The following is a 13,952-nucleotide window of genomic DNA, read 5'->3' on the forward strand; positions in this document are numbered from 1 at the left end:
TCTTTAAAAGAAATTTTCTATGATATTGTCTTTAACTTAAAATCTTATTTCCAGATTTATTATGATGTCTATTTAAAAACGTCCGCAGCTTATTGATCTCCCATGTATTTATAACATTATCACTCATGATCCAGCCTTTTTTAGCAGTCGCTACTCCCACTCTCATATCTTCGAGCATATCGGTATTATGTGCATCTGTATTGATAACAAGTTTTACCCCTGCTTCTTGTGCCTTTCTTACATGTTCAGCACTTAAATCAAGACGATGAGGATTTGCATTTAATTCTAACGCAGTATCCGTTTCCTTTGCTAGTTGAATCAGCATATCAATATCCACATCATACCCGTTTCGTTTCCCGATAAGGCGGCCAGTTGGATGAGCAATAATGTCAACATGTTTGTTCTCCAATGCTTTTTTTAAGCGGCTCATAATAATTTCACGAGGCTGTGAAAAACTAGAATGAATGGAAGCAATCACAAGATCCATCTCACTTAATAGTTCATCATCATAATCTAATGTACCATCAGGCAAAATGTCCATTTCGACACCTGCAAGAATGGTCATATCATCATACTCCTCATTTAAGGCCTTAATTTCCTCTCGTTGCGCTCGCAGACGTTCTGGTGTTAACCCGTTTGCAACCTTTAAATAGTGAGAGTGATCAGTAATGGCAATATAGCTGTAGCCCTTTTTACGGCAGGCCTCCACCATTTCCCTTATCGTAAACGCACCATCGCTCCAAGTAGAGTGCATATGCAGGTCACCTTTTATATCCTCTAATTGAATAAGCCTCATTTCTTTTGTGAAAAAATCTACCTCTGTACCATCCTCGCGTATTTCCGGTGAAAAATGCGGAAGATTAAAATATTCATAAAATTCACTTTCTGTAGCAAAGGTTTTTATTTCATTTGTTTCAATGTTTTCTACTCCATATTCACTTATTTTTTCTCCACGCTCTTTTGCAAGCTGCCTCATCCTCACATTATGATCTTTTGAACCTGTAAAATGATGAAGAGTAGTGGCAAATTCCTCAGGCTTAACGATGCGGAAATCTACGTTTACTTCATAATCATAGCTTAATTGAACAGAAACCTTTGTATCACCATTAGCGATAATTGCAGATAAAGCAGGAATAGCTAACAGCTGTTCACGAACCTTCCCCGGTTCAGTTGTTGAAATGATGAAATCTAAATCCTTGATCGTTTCCCTCATACGTCTTAAAGAGCCTGCTTTTGAAAATCCTTTAATACTTTCACATTGCCTGAGATATGCTTCAATTTTCTCTGCAATGGGCAGCATAAATGCTAACGGAAGACGTTCAGGACGATTTCCCATTTCCTCGATCGCCGCTAATATTTTTTCTTCTGTTTTTTCCCCGAAGCCTGCCAGCACTTGAATTTTATTCTCCTCGCATGCCTGCTTTAAGGCTTCAACACTATCTATTTGTAATTCTTTATAAAGCTTGGCAATTTTTTTGCCGCCTAAACCTGGCAGCTTTAATAATGGCAGCAATCCCGCTGGAACCTCTTCCTGCAATTGCTCCAGAACTTCTGATTTCTCTGTTTCTATATATTCTTTAATAACGGCTGAGGTTCCCTTGCCAATTCCCGGGATTTTAGTAAAATCATCGATTAAAGCAAGGCTTCTATCATCTGTTTCAAGTGCATTTGCCGCTTTTCGAAACGCTGCTATTTTAAACGGGTTTTCACCCTTTAACTCCATTAATACCGCAATTTTTTCTAATAAACGAATAACATCCTTTTTATGAATAGTCATGGTTTCACCTCTACCTCATTAATCAAAATGATACAAATATTTTTAGAAAAAGTACAATTTTTACAAACATCATTTACCGAATAGAAAAAACTTCTCTATGCGTGAAGAGAAGTTATGACATGTACTGAATCCAGAGTTCATTTACCTTATCTGAAAAATACGGTGTATGATTGACGATCAAATTCGATAGCAATGATTGATCTAGTGCTTGTTGAAGCTGTTCAATTGGAATGAGCGCACCAATAAATAGTAAAATAAATAGCACGAGATAGGATTCTAAAAATCCTAAAATGGAGCCCGCCCATCTATTTAACTGCTTTAAAATTGGCAGCAATGCAACAAAATCCAGCATGGTGCCAATGATTTGCATAACAATCTTTGTTCCTATAAATAATATAACAAAAGCAACAGCACGGTAATAAGCTCCTTCTAAATTTTCACCATTTAGTAAGGTTAAAACGGCCGGACCATCACTTGATACAGGATACGGAACCCACAGCTTTAATTTCGGTGCAAGATCATCAAAATACTGATATGCTACAATATATGCAACGATAAACCCGGTCAAATGCACAAATTGGAGAATAAAACCGCGTTTTAAGCCGACTAGGATTCCGAATAATAGAATAATAAATAGTACTAAATCTAGCATTTCTTAGCTTCAATCCTTTTCTATTATTTGCTTCTCTAGTTTTTCATACTCTTCTTTTAGCTTTAAATATTCGTGAACTACATTTACTGCTGTTAAAACAGCAAGCTTATTTATATCAAGAGAAGGGTTTTTACTATTAATCTCTCGCATTTTATCATCAACAATTGAAGCAACTGCACGAATATGACTGGTGCTTTCTGCCCCTACAATTGAGAATCGTTGACCATATATATCTACTATCGTTTTCGATTTAGGGCGATTTGACAACGATAAATCCTCCATTTCCTGCAAATCCTACACCTTATCATAACATGAAGCTTTAGGAAATGGGAAGAAGATCGATATTTCGATTCATTTCGCACGATTCCACGACTATTTTAGAAGATGAAAGGATGTCAGGATGGCAAACACAGTGATTAAGGTAACGACTGATACAATCGAAAAAATGGAAGCGCACTATGCTTCTGTTAAAACAGCGAAAACCCCTCAAGGTGCTGTTTTTTCAGCAAAAGTGAATGGTTGTACCATTACAGCTTACAAATCAGGAAAGGTATTGTTTCAAGGAACCCGGGGAGAGGAGGAGGCGTTAAAATGGGAAACTCACAGTGAACCAGCTAAAAAACATGTAATAGCCTCAACGAAAAAAGCATCAATCGGTTTCCAGCCGCCAGCAAATATTTCAAGCTTATCCATTATTGGGTCTGATGAGGTTGGCACAGGTGATTTCTTTGGGCCAATGACAGTGGTTGCAGCATATGTTAAAAAAGAGCAGATTCCTTTGCTGCAAGAGCTTGGGGTAAGGGACTCAAAAAATCTAAAAGATCCGCAAATTATCGAAATTGCTAAAGATTTAATTCAGACCATACCATACAGCTTACTTGTGCTTCATAATGAGAAATACAATGAACTTCAGCATAAGGGAATGTCCCAAGGGAAAATGAAGGCATTATTACATAATCAAGCCATCAACCATCTTCTTAGCAAAATAACTCCAGAAAAGCCTGACGGGTTATTAATTGATCAATTTGTTGATCCTGCTATTTACTTTAAGCATTTGCAAGGAAAAAATGTCGTTAGAGAAAACATTTACTTTTCAACAAAAGCTGAAGGAATTCATTTGGCAGTTGCCGCTGCTTCGATTATTGCCAGATACTCATTTGTAAAAGAGTTTGAACGTTTATCCGAGATAGCAGGTGTAACACTTCCAAAAGGTGCTGGGGCACAAGTGGATATTGCTGCAGCAAAAATCATTCAAAAAAGAGGCAGTCAATTTTTGGCCTCGATTAGTAAAAAGCATTTCGCTAACACGGACAAAGCGTTGAGATTAGCGAAAAAATAAGGAAAAGGGCTGTTTTAAACCAGCCCTAATTGTTTATCCACGCAAGGTAGCTCCAATTTTTTCTTCTACTGTCCTTAACACGTTTTCATGTGCTTTTGTTACTTCTTCATCTGTTAACGTGCGCTCAGGGTCAAAATAACGAAGTGAGAAAGCAACTGATTTCTTTCCTTCTTCAAGACGATCACCCTCATAAAGATCGAAAACAGCCACTTCTTTTAGCATGTTACCACCTGCTTGGGTAATAATCTGTTTAATATCTCCCGCTACAACATCCTGTTCTACAACAAGTGCAATGTCTCTAGTAATGGATGGATAACGCGGAATCACTTCAAAACGTGTTTCCTCAACCTCTACTGTTAACAGATCAACTAATGAAAGCTCGAATACATAAGTTTCTGATAGGTCTAACTGTTTTTGTACAGATGGATGAACTTGACCGATGAAGCCAACCAATTTATCACCAAGGAAGATTTCCGCTGTGCGCCCCGGGTGCATGCCATCACGTTTTGCTTGCTTATATAGAATGTGATTTGTCAGACCTAGAAGATCTGCTAATCCATCAATAATTCCTTTTACAACATAGAAATCAACTGGCTTTTTCTCACCTTGCCAAGAATGTATATGCCATAAGCCCGTTACTGCAGCTGATAATCGTTCTTTCTCAAGCGGCTGCAAATCCTTTCCTTGCGAAAGGAAGACTGAGCCAATTTCATATAAAGCAACTTGATCAATTTGTCTTGCTACATTGTATTTTAGCGCTTCTAATAAATTTGGAATAAGGCTCAATCTTAGTACACTTCGTTCTTCACTCATCGGCAACGCAAGTTTCGTTAATTCTGAGAGTTCAAGGGCATATTTTGCCGCTTTCTCTTCACTCGTTAATGAATACGTGATTGCTTGATATAAACCAGTACCTTCTAAGTAGCGACGTACTTTACGGCGTTTATGTTGATAATCCGTCAGCTTTCCTGGGAATGCCTGCCCAACCGGTAATGTTGTTGGAATATTGTCATAACCATAAAGCCTTGCAACCTCTTCTACCAAATCCTCTTCGATCGAAATATCACCTCGGCGAGTTGGGACTGTGACAGTAATTGTTGAGTTGTCAACCTCTACTCCGAATTGGAGACGGTCAAAAATTGACTTTATTTCTTCAGCTGAAATATTCATTCCAAGAACACGGTTTATCTTTTCAACCGTTGTTTGAACGACTACTGGCTTAAAAGAGACTGATTGAACTTCTACCGTACCTTCAAGCACCTCTCCACCTGCATATAAGGAGATTAACTGTGCTGCACGCTCAGCTGCGGCTTTGACACGATTTGGATCAACCCCTTTTTCATAACGGGCACTTGCTTCACTTCTTAACCCGTGATCCTTTGAAGCAATACGAATTCTTTGTCCATTAAAGAAGGCGGATTCCAAGAGAATGGTTTTCGTGTCTGATTGAACTTCCGAATTTGCACCACCCATTACACCAGCTAAGGCAACCGGTTCTGTACCATTTGTTATCACTAAATGGTCTGTCGTTAACGTACGCTCTTGATCATCGAGCGTTACAATTTTTTCTCCAGCTTTTGCTCTGCGAACAACAACTTCCTTTGAGCCGAAGCGATCATAATCAAAAGCATGTAATGGCTGACCATATTCTAAAAGAACAAAGTTGGTAATATCAACGACATTATTATGCGGACGAATCCCTGCTGCCATCAAGCGAGTTTGCATCCATAACGGAGATGGGGCAATGGTTACATTTTTAATCACCTTTGCTGTGTAAATTGGATTATCTTCAGCTGCATCAACTTTTACTGTCACAGCATCCGAGGCTTTTTCACCAATGCTCTCATATGAAATTTCAGGATACTTCACATTGCGATCTAAAATAGCTGCCACTTCATGGGCAACTCCTAGCATACTTAGTGCATCAGCACGATTCGGTGTTAAGCCTAGCTCAAGAACAGCATCATCAAGATTTAATTGCTCAAGTGCATTAGCCCCTACTACAACATCGCTAGGAAATACAAAGATGCCTTCTGAATATTCCTTTGCTACAAGCTTAGATTCAATTCCAAGCTCCTGTAATGAACAAATCATCCCGTTTGAAGCTTCCCCGCGAAGTTTTGCTTTTTTAATTTTAAAATTCCCTGGTAGAACAGCTCCAACAGTTGCAACTGCAACCTTTTGGCCTTTATCCACATTCTTTGCACCGCAAATAATCTGAACAACTTCCCCATTTCCTAGATCAACTTGACATTTATTCAGCTTGTCAGCATTAGGATGTTGTTCCTTCTCGAGAACATGACCTATAACAACACCCTTTATGCCTTCGTTTAATACGTCAACACCTTCTACTTCAATTCCGCTGCGGGTAATTTTTTCAGCTAATTCATCAGGTGTAATCCCTGATAAATCGACATACTCGGCTAACCATTTATATGAAACAATCACGTTCATAACCTCCTAATTAAACTCGTTTAAATTGTTTTAAGAAACGGACATCATCTGTATAGAAATGACGGATGTCATCGACTCCGTACTTTAACATGGCGATACGTTCTCCACCGATTCCAAAAGCAAACCCGCTGTATTTCTTTGAGTCAAAGCCAGCCATTTCAAGAACGTTCGGATGGACCATTCCTGCTCCAAGCATTTCAATCCATCCTGTTTTCTTACAGATATTACAGCCTTTTCCTCCACAAGAGAAGCAAGATACATCTACCTCCACAGAAGGCTCGGTGAATGGGAAGAAGCTTGGACGTAAACGAATTTCGCGTTCTTCTCCGAACATTTTCTTTGCAAATATTTCAAGAGTTCCTTTTAAATCACTCATGCTAATGTTTTCATCAACAACTAGCCCTTCTACTTGTGTAAATTGATGGGAATGGGTAGCATCATCGTTATCTCGACGGTACACCTTTCCAGGGCAGATGATTTTCACTGGACCTTGACCTTTATGCTTTTGCATTGTTCTTGCCTGTACCGGTGATGTATGTGTCCGTAATAGCAGCTCTTCAGTAATATAGAATGAATCCTGCATGTCACGTGCCGGGTGTCCTTTAGGAAGATTTAACGCTTCAAAATTAAAGTAATCTGTTTCCACTTCTGGGCCTTCAGCAATTTGGTATCCCATTCCAAGGAATAAATCTTCAATTTCTTCAAGTACCGCTGTTAACGGATGGTGATTTCCAACTTTAACAGGTCTTCCTGGCAACGTCACATCGATTGTTTCCTGTGCCAGCTTTTGTTCTACAGCTAATTGTTCTAAATGCTCCTGTTTGCTTGAAATCGATGTCGCAATTGCTTCTCGCACTTCATTAGCAAGGGCACCCATTACTGGACGTTCCTCAGCTGAAAGTTTTCCCATGCCGCGTAAAACCTCTGTGATTGGTCCTTTCTTGCCTAAATAAGCAACTCGTATGTCATTCAATGCTTTTAAATCCTGCGCTTGTTCAACCTTTTCAAGCGCTTCTTGTTGAAGCTGTTTTAATTGCTCCTGCATGTTTCTTCCTCCTTTATTTGAAAAGCAAAAGCGCCTTGACCATTATAAGGAAAATAAGACAGCCATGAAGTAAAGGTATTTCTCCCTCATTAGTGGCTTATAACCTTGAGGCTCTATGCGCTGCAGCTAAACTTAAATACAAAGTCAAAAGGGTTGGCTTTTTTTTGGCAAATAAAAAACCCGCCCCTAAAAAGGGACGAGTTGAATTCGCGTTACCACCCTTGTTAGCCGTGCACAAACTTATTCTTCGCACTGCTCACTTCATTTAAATAACGGTAAAAACCGGAATACCTTTACGTTTTAGAGATTTGATGTGAGAGGTTAAAGGTTTGAAAAAACTTCCCCACTAAAAAGCTCTAATACGGTCCAAGTATCAACTCGAGAGGTGAATTCATTTACTTTAGTCCAAAAAAGTGCTTTCAGTCTACGGCACTTTTTCCCTGATTGGATAAATTGTAAATTACTAGTCTCTGTCATCGTTTCTTTCATATGTAATTTCTATCTTATTATAATCAAAACAAATTGTTCCTGCAACCTACGCCCGTAAATGATAAAGAAGAATTCCTGCTGCAATGGCAACATTTAATGATTCTGCTCCACCATAAATAGGAATGTACAAGTTTTTGTCGGTTTTATTCAGCAATTCACTGTCCACACCGCTGCCTTCATTGCCAATCACAAGACAAAACGATTCAGACGGCGATGCTTCACGATAGCCTACTCCATTTTGTAAAGAGGTGCCGTATGTTGGAATCTGCTTTTCACGATAAACTTCAAGCCATTCAAGTAAACTTCCCTTAACAATCGGCACATGAAAGATTGAACCTTGACTTGAGCGAATGACTTTTGAATTGTAATGGTCGACCGTTCCTTCAGCTAATATGATTCCGTCAATCCCTGCTGCATCTGCTGTACGAATAATTGTTCCTAAATTCCCCGGGTCTTGTACACGGTCAACGAGGAGAACCTTTTTCCACTCATGGACTGTATTGTGCGAATGAACTTCACAAATAGCTGCTACTCCTTGTGGGGTTTCTGTATCACTAATAGCTTTCATTATTTCCTTTGTAACAATCGTTATATTCAATTGATCGACATTCCAATCAGAAGGAAGTCTTGTCTCCTCGGAAACAATAAGATCTATGATGATTTCCTTCTTTTTTAATGCTTCTTCCACCAAATGCTGGCCCTCAATGATAAACGTGCCTGTCATTTCCCGTTCCTTCTTTGTATGAAGTTTTTTCCATTGCTTTACTTTTGGGTTTTTAACTGACTCGATGCGGTTCACTGTATTTCTCCTTTTACTTACATTCCATTTTCTCCTATCCAATCATACATAATTTTCATGCATTTAACAAACGCTAATCCTAGCATTAAGAATAAAATGAGGAGTGAATCAACATGAATTTAAATTTACGCCATGCAGTTATTGCAAATGTAACTGGAAATACGCAGGATCAATTAGAAGATACAATTGTTGACGCCATTCAAAGCGGGGAAGAAAAAATGCTGCCAGGCCTCGGTGTGTTATTTGAGGTCATCTGGCAAAATGCTACCAAGCAAGATAAAGACGAAATGCTGGCAACACTAGAACAGGGCTTAAAAAAGCAATAAAGAGGGCTGTTTAAAAACAAGAGGGTCAGACCCCCAAACACTTTTATGGAACCTTTCATAGCGGGAGTTCCGGATATGTGTGTTTGATTGGAGTCAGACCCTTTTTTAAAGTTTTAAGTATAAAATTTTGTACTTAGTTTTAGTGTCTAGCTCCAGGCGCCATCGGCGAAGCACAGGACGTGCAAGTGCAGTTAATGCAACAGGACGTCGCGTTTTTAACTGCCTCTAGGGTCTAGTCAAATAGGAATTGAAGGTAAAGAACACCTTCTATTCCTATTCGCCTTAGCTTGTCGCCGAATGCTAAGCGCCTTGCGCATTTCTTTTTATTCATACGTAATTTTATCAACCATTTCACGGTCCAATCGCTTGATAACTTCTGTTATTAATTTTACTGCATTTTCATAATCGTCACGGTGAAGCATTGCAGCATGTGAGTGAATATAGCGTGTTGCGATCGTGATGGATAGCGCAGGCACTCCATTTGCCGAAATGTGAATCGCACCAGAATCAGTTCCGCCGCCTGGTAATGACTCGAATTGATACGGAATATTTAATTCATCTGCCGTATCGGTTACTAAGTCGCGCAAGCCTTTATGAGAAACCATTGAGGCATCATATAAGACAATTTGCGGCCCTTCTCCCATTTTGCTCGCTGCCTCTTTCTCCGAAATACCTGGTGTATCTCCGGCAATCCCTACATCAACACCAAAAGCAATATCAGGCTCAATAAGGTTAGCAGATGTACGAGCTCCGCGTAATCCAACTTCCTCTTGAACAGTACCTACTCCATAAACGACATTTGGATGATCTGTATCTTTTAAATGTTTGAGAACATCAATCGCAATTGCACAACCAATTCTGTTATCCCATGCTTTTGCAAGGAGCATTTTTTCATTTGGCATGACAGTGAATTCAAAATATGGAACGACTTGATCTCCTGGCATCACCCCAAATTCCATTGCTTCTTCACGACTGGATGCCCCGATATCAATAAACATATCCTTAATCTCTACCGGTTTTTTACGCGCTTCCGGAGGAAGAATATGAGGCGGTTTAGAGCCGATAATACCTGTTACATCACCTTTTTTTGTTACAATCGTCACACGTTGCGCAAGCATTACCTGCGACCACCAGCCTCCAACTGTTTGAAAGCGCAGGAAACCTTTGTCATCGATTTGGGTAACCATAAACCCGACTTCATCTAAATGTCCCGCAAGCATTATTTTTGGCCCGTTATGCTTCCCAACCTTTTTAGCGACTAAGCTGCCTAGATTGTCAGTAAACACTTCATCAGCGTAATTTGTTATGTATTTTTTCATGACGTCACGAACTTCTCGTTCATTACCAGGTATGCCCTTAGCATCTGTTAAGTCCTTTAACATCGTTAAGGTTTCATCAAGCTTTGTCATTATGCAGCCTCCTTAAATTAACCATATCTTTACTATTATATAATAAACTGGCTATTTTAAACGAATAATCTACATCAAAAATGATTAATAGCCTTGTTTTTGTCTTTCATGATTAACCTCGTTTTTAGAAACATAGGCATGTTCAATTTGTTCCTTTGTAAAGCCTAGAAGATGACCCAAACACAAATATTCTTCAAACATTTTTTTATACACCTGCAATGTTTGCTGTTCTTTAAAAACCGTAATTGTTTGATACACGCTTAAAAATTGTTCAGTAACACTGTGCTCTGCATGAATTTCTTCAAGCTTGAGTGAAGGGTCGACATTTATTTCTAATCCTAATGATAAAATAAAATGAATTCCATCAACATATTCCTCCAAAATCACATCAATCGGCGCCGGCGCCTTTAAGCTCCAAAATTTAAAACATCTCGTCTCATTTGCAAGTTCCCCTACCTCTACTAGTAATGCCAGTATTTTTCGTTCAATCAGTGACTCATTTTCCAACTTGTGCTGTGTTTCAATTTTTGTATCCAGTTTTTGCTGCATGTCGAATAGCGATAAAAAATTCATTGTTTAATGCCTCCGTCCTTTACTTATGTACTAAAAAAATTATATCAAATTGAAAAAAACTTGAAACCTTTTTCTATACTAAGACGTATATATGGGAAAATTGCCCTCAGGAGGGGTTTACATGATTGTGCTTGTCTTACGATTATTGCTGCTAGCTTTCATTTGTTTCCTTATTTATTCAGGGCTTAAATATTATTTTAATCCGAAGAGAAAGCTTAAACTGGCACATGAACAAAAACAATTTTTCTTGTTAGATGAGAAAGATGTTCGAAAAAACTTTTTGATTACCTATAAGGGAGTATATTTTGAAGGGGAAAAATATGTTGGTACAGCTCCAAATACATTTGAGGTCATTTCTATTTTGATTTGGACGAACTCTATCCACAAGCTGCATGAATTAACCCGGGAAGATCTTTCTTATATTGAACAACAAGTAAAAGAAAAGTATCCGGTTGCTAAAATTGAATGGAAGAGTCCGATTAAGGAAGAATTGATTAAGAAACGGGATCTATAGCGGAAAACGAAGGGTCTATCTCAAAACCAAAAAGTTTATGAGATAGACCCTTTCAAAGTTCCCTTCATGTTTCCCTTATGCTTTCTGTTTTACAAAGAAATCGTTCCATTTAATCAATACCTGTTTTTCTCTAAAAAAATAAACAAGAAAAGCCAATACGACGAAAATAACGAGTAACATGATTGGGGATAGTGCTTGAAGCGAAGCACCTAAAAATGTAAAACAAAGCACAGATGGAATATGGGTTACTAACGAAAGCTTTGTGTAACTTTGAAAGGTTTTTGCCCTTTCGATAATGCATAACGAAATAAGTGAAAAATTAACAAAGGGAATCATCCGCAAAATCATAATTTGCCCAATCGATAGCTTAGTATATTCTCCAAACCATTTTTGTTTCATTTTAATAAAACGACTCATTAGAGCTGGAAATAATTTGGCCATTAAATAAAAAGTAATACTTGAACCTGTAAGGCCGATCACCGAGTACATCGCACCTAATTCAGCCCCAAATATGATCCCTCCGCCTATGCAGACGACAACTACAGGGATCAACAGAAATTGCCTAATGAGATGAAACAAAATAAATACTAACGGTGCAAAAAATCCAGTCGTTTCAATTGCCGTTAACATTGACGATGCAGCTAGTTCAATCGTCATCACCACTTTCTATGTTGTCATTCCTGATGCAGCAGTGTGTCGATACCATTTTACGAAACAAAATGATCTTTATGCTAACTTAATGATTAAATAGATAAAAAGAAACACATGTAAAATAGTAATGAGCGGAAACCCGATCACAAATGAAGTATGTTTTGTTTTATGACGGAATCTATTCATTCCGATAAGTCCTCCTAAAGCACCGCCAACTAAGGCTATCCACCATAATGTTGATTCTTTTATTCTCCATTCCCCACGCTTTGCCTTATTTTTATCTGCACCCATTAAGAAATAATTTATAAGATTGATTAGCAAATAATAGCTAATGATGTAAATCATTATGTACGATCTTCCCTTCCATTCTTTTTACCTACTATACCATATGGAAACGAAAAAAGAGCTGCACCATTACGGAGTCAGCTCTTTATCATTCAATCAATTATTGGTTAAGTTTCGCTTTAGCTGCGTCTGCTAATTGAGCAAATGCTTTTTCATCTGCTACAGCTAAATCAGCAAGCATTTTACGGTTTACTTCAATGCCAGCAAGCTTTAAGCCATGCATTAAACGGCTGTAAGAAAGACCATTTACACGTGCAGCTGCGTTGATACGAGTAATCCAAAGCTTACGGAAATCGCGTTTTTTCTGACGACGGTCACGGTAAGCATACATTAATGATTTCATTACTTGTTGGTTTGCAACTTTGTATAATCTATGTTTAGAACCGAAATAACCTTTAGCTAATTTTAATACTTTTTTACGACGTTTACGTGAAACGATACCGCCTTTTACTCTTGGCATGTAAATTCCCTCCTATATTACGATGTTTCCGATTATTTGATGTTGTCTAATAAATGACGAATACGTTTGAAATCGCCTTTGCTTACTACAGTTGATTTACGTAATTTACGTTTTGCTTTTGTAGATTTGTTAGCGAATAAGTGGCTAGTGTATGCATGTGAACGTTTAAGTTTACCAGATCCGGTCTTTTTGAAACGCTTTGCTGCTCCACGGTGAGTTTTCATTTTTGGCATAAGGGATTCCTCCTTAAGTATTATTGCTTTTCATTTTTCGGTGCTAAAACTAGGAACATGCTACGTCCATCCATTTTAGGATGTGATTCAATCGTACTTAAGTCCGCACATTCAGCAGAGAATCGATCAAGCACCTTCTGACCAATTCCTTTATGAGTTATTGCACGTCCTTTGAAACGGATAGAAGCTTTTACTTTATCGCCTTTTTCTAAGAACTTGCGTGCATTTCGAAGCTTTGTATTAAAGTCATGCTCATCAATTGTCGGGCTTAAACGAACCTCTTTTAAATTGATGATCTTTTGATTTTTACGCGCCTCTTTTTCTTTCTTTTGCTGTTCAAAACGGAATTTTCCGTAATCCATGATGCGGCATACAGGAGGCTTTGCATTTGGTGCTACTAAAACTAAATCAAGATTAGCTCTTGCAGCAATTTCTAAAGCCTCTTGACGAGATTTAATTCCAAGCTGATCTCCATTGGCACCGATCAGACGAACCTCACGTGCGCGAATTCCGTCATTTACCATCATATCTTTGCTAATAATTAGCCACCTCCAAGGTTTTCTCAAACTGAATAGTAGTTTTTCAAATCCGAATTTTTTAGCTCCGCACTTTTTTATTTTAATAAATAAAAAAGTGTGGATGCATGAAACACCCACACTACGATTGTATACACAAAAAGTTCATCGTAACCTGTCAACTACATGCGGATGTGTCAATCAGGTGAGAAGCGGGTGCTTCTACTTGTTATATGAAAGACTATTCAATTACCTTGAACATTATAACACCATAACAAAGATCTTGCAAGTAAGTACTATATGTTTTAACAACGTTTTTTATTTTACCAAATGGATTAACATGTTGCAATAGTTTTTTATTAAGAAAAGAG

Annotated in this window: 16 protein-coding genes and 2 other annotated features; of the genes, 3 read left to right on the top strand and 13 right to left on the bottom strand. The window is 38.3% G+C overall.

Annotated elements, in window-relative coordinates; translation table 11 throughout:
• Positions 1 to 31 precede the first annotated feature (31 nt).
• The 3 genes from polX to zapA all read right to left on the bottom strand — a co-directional run bounded on the left by polX (position 32) and on the right by zapA (position 2,696).
• Positions 32 to 1,777: a DNA polymerase/3'-5' exonuclease PolX gene (gene polX, locus Q1B07_RS07795; RefSeq protein WP_299089515.1), complete on the bottom strand. Its 1,746-nt coding sequence runs from the start codon at positions 1,775 to 1,777 to the stop codon at positions 32 to 34.
• A 112-nt stretch (positions 1,778 to 1,889) separates the two neighbouring features.
• Complete coding sequence (locus Q1B07_RS07800; protein WP_299089516.1) at positions 1,890 to 2,429, bottom strand: CvpA family protein; 540 nt, start codon at positions 2,427 to 2,429, stop codon at positions 1,890 to 1,892.
• Positions 2,430 to 2,438: 9 nt separating this feature from the next.
• On the bottom strand, positions 2,439 to 2,696 hold the full coding sequence (gene zapA / locus Q1B07_RS07805; RefSeq protein ID WP_046517263.1) for a cell division protein ZapA: 258 nt from the start codon (positions 2,694 to 2,696) through the stop codon (positions 2,439 to 2,441).
• A gap of 133 nt (positions 2,697 to 2,829) precedes the next feature.
• Here zapA and rnhC point away from each other — a divergent pair, with 133 nt between their 5' ends.
• Positions 2,830 to 3,768, top strand: a complete 939-nt coding sequence (gene rnhC / locus Q1B07_RS07810) for a ribonuclease HIII (protein WP_299089521.1) — start codon at positions 2,830 to 2,832, stop codon at positions 3,766 to 3,768.
• Between the two features lie 33 nt (positions 3,769 to 3,801).
• Here the strand turns inward: rnhC and pheT are convergent, their stop codons facing one another.
• The 3 genes from pheT to Q1B07_RS07825 all read right to left on the bottom strand — a co-directional run bounded on the left by pheT (position 3,802) and on the right by Q1B07_RS07825 (position 8,555).
• Positions 3,802 to 6,216 carry a phenylalanine--tRNA ligase subunit beta gene (gene pheT / locus Q1B07_RS07815; protein ID WP_299089522.1) on the bottom strand — a complete coding sequence of 805 codons (2,415 nt, stop codon included), beginning with the start codon at positions 6,214 to 6,216 and terminating at the stop codon, positions 3,802 to 3,804.
• Between the two features lie 16 nt (positions 6,217 to 6,232).
• Entirely contained in the window at positions 6,233 to 7,267 is a 1,035-nt protein-coding gene (pheS, locus tag Q1B07_RS07820) for a phenylalanine--tRNA ligase subunit alpha (RefSeq protein WP_299089524.1), read from the bottom strand.
• Between the two features lie 189 nt (positions 7,268 to 7,456).
• Positions 7,457 to 7,753: a binding site (T-box leader), on the bottom strand.
• Positions 7,754 to 7,802: 49 nt separating this feature from the next.
• Positions 7,803 to 8,555, bottom strand: coding sequence for an RNA methyltransferase (locus Q1B07_RS07825; protein WP_299089525.1), 753 nt, complete (start codon positions 8,553 to 8,555; stop codon positions 7,803 to 7,805).
• Positions 8,556 to 8,668: 113 nt separating this feature from the next.
• Between Q1B07_RS07825 and sspI the strand changes: the two genes are divergently transcribed.
• Positions 8,669 to 8,881 (top strand): small acid-soluble spore protein SspI, encoded by a 213-nt coding sequence (sspI, locus tag Q1B07_RS07830; RefSeq protein WP_299089526.1) that lies wholly within the window; start codon positions 8,669 to 8,671, stop codon positions 8,879 to 8,881.
• Positions 8,882 to 9,204: 323 nt separating this feature from the next.
• Here the strand turns inward: sspI and Q1B07_RS07835 are convergent, their stop codons facing one another.
• Positions 9,205 to 10,290 (bottom strand): M42 family metallopeptidase, encoded by a 1,086-nt coding sequence (locus Q1B07_RS07835; RefSeq protein ID WP_299089527.1) that lies wholly within the window; start codon positions 10,288 to 10,290, stop codon positions 9,205 to 9,207.
• Between the two features lie 84 nt (positions 10,291 to 10,374).
• Positions 10,375 to 10,863, bottom strand: coding sequence for a dUTP diphosphatase (locus tag Q1B07_RS07840; RefSeq protein WP_299089528.1), 489 nt, complete (start codon positions 10,861 to 10,863; stop codon positions 10,375 to 10,377).
• Between the two features lie 121 nt (positions 10,864 to 10,984).
• Between Q1B07_RS07840 and Q1B07_RS07845 the strand changes: the two genes are divergently transcribed.
• A complete protein-coding gene (locus Q1B07_RS07845) occupies positions 10,985 to 11,377 on the top strand; it encodes a sigma-w pathway protein ysdB (protein WP_366945160.1) in 393 nt (130 codons plus the stop codon).
• Between the two features lie 75 nt (positions 11,378 to 11,452).
• Here Q1B07_RS07845 and Q1B07_RS07850 read toward each other — a convergent pair whose 3' ends face one another.
• From Q1B07_RS07850 to infC, 5 genes are all read right to left on the bottom strand, one after another.
• On the bottom strand, positions 11,453 to 12,034 hold the full coding sequence (locus Q1B07_RS07850) for a VTT domain-containing protein (protein WP_299089529.1): 582 nt from the start codon (positions 12,032 to 12,034) through the stop codon (positions 11,453 to 11,455).
• Positions 12,035 to 12,103: 69 nt separating this feature from the next.
• Entirely contained in the window at positions 12,104 to 12,373 is a 270-nt protein-coding gene (locus Q1B07_RS07855) for a DUF1294 domain-containing protein (protein WP_299089531.1), read from the bottom strand.
• 100 nt (positions 12,374 to 12,473) lie between these two features.
• Positions 12,474 to 12,833: a 50S ribosomal protein L20 gene (gene rplT, locus Q1B07_RS07860; protein ID WP_299089532.1), complete on the bottom strand. Its 360-nt coding sequence runs from the start codon at positions 12,831 to 12,833 to the stop codon at positions 12,474 to 12,476.
• Between the two features lie 32 nt (positions 12,834 to 12,865).
• Entirely contained in the window at positions 12,866 to 13,066 is a 201-nt protein-coding gene (gene rpmI, locus Q1B07_RS07865; protein WP_066326889.1) for a 50S ribosomal protein L35, read from the bottom strand.
• A 20-nt stretch (positions 13,067 to 13,086) separates the two neighbouring features.
• A complete protein-coding gene (infC, locus tag Q1B07_RS07870) occupies positions 13,087 to 13,608 on the bottom strand; it encodes a translation initiation factor IF-3 (RefSeq protein ID WP_197089596.1) in 522 nt (173 codons plus the stop codon).
• 79 nt (positions 13,609 to 13,687) lie between these two features.
• Positions 13,688 to 13,815 (bottom strand) — a sequence feature (ribosomal protein L20 leader region).
• Positions 13,816 to 13,952: the final 137 nt, after the last annotated feature.

The sequence above is a fragment of the uncultured Metabacillus sp. genome, from assembly GCF_947503125.1.
GTDB lineage: Bacteria > Bacillota > Bacilli > Bacillales > Bacillaceae > Metabacillus.

Coding starts and splice junctions, on each gene's coding strand:
- Q1B07_RS07855 (WP_299089531.1), bottom strand. CDS start 12,373: ATGATTTACATCATTAGCTATTATTTGCTAATCAATCTTATAAATTAT.
- Q1B07_RS07800 (WP_299089516.1), bottom strand. CDS start 2,429: ATGCTAGATTTAGTACTATTTATTATTCTATTATTCGGAATCCTAGTC.
- Q1B07_RS07840 (WP_299089528.1), bottom strand. CDS start 10,863: ATGAATTTTTTATCGCTATTCGACATGCAGCAAAAACTGGATACAAAA.
- rplT (WP_299089532.1), bottom strand. CDS start 12,833: ATGCCAAGAGTAAAAGGCGGTATCGTTTCACGTAAACGTCGTAAAAAA.
- rnhC (WP_299089521.1), top strand. CDS start 2,830: ATGGCAAACACAGTGATTAAGGTAACGACTGATACAATCGAAAAAATG.
- Q1B07_RS07845 (WP_366945160.1), top strand. CDS start 10,985: ATGATTGTGCTTGTCTTACGATTATTGCTGCTAGCTTTCATTTGTTTC.
- Q1B07_RS07835 (WP_299089527.1), bottom strand. CDS start 10,290: ATGACAAAGCTTGATGAAACCTTAACGATGTTAAAGGACTTAACAGAT.
- sspI (WP_299089526.1), top strand. CDS start 8,669: ATGAATTTAAATTTACGCCATGCAGTTATTGCAAATGTAACTGGAAAT.
- pheS (WP_299089524.1), bottom strand. CDS start 7,267: ATGCAGGAGCAATTAAAACAGCTTCAACAAGAAGCGCTTGAAAAGGTT.
- rpmI (WP_066326889.1), bottom strand. CDS start 13,066: ATGCCAAAAATGAAAACTCACCGTGGAGCAGCAAAGCGTTTCAAAAAG.
- polX (WP_299089515.1), bottom strand. CDS start 1,777: ATGACTATTCATAAAAAGGATGTTATTCGTTTATTAGAAAAAATTGCG.
- Q1B07_RS07850 (WP_299089529.1), bottom strand. CDS start 12,034: ATGACGATTGAACTAGCTGCATCGTCAATGTTAACGGCAATTGAAACG.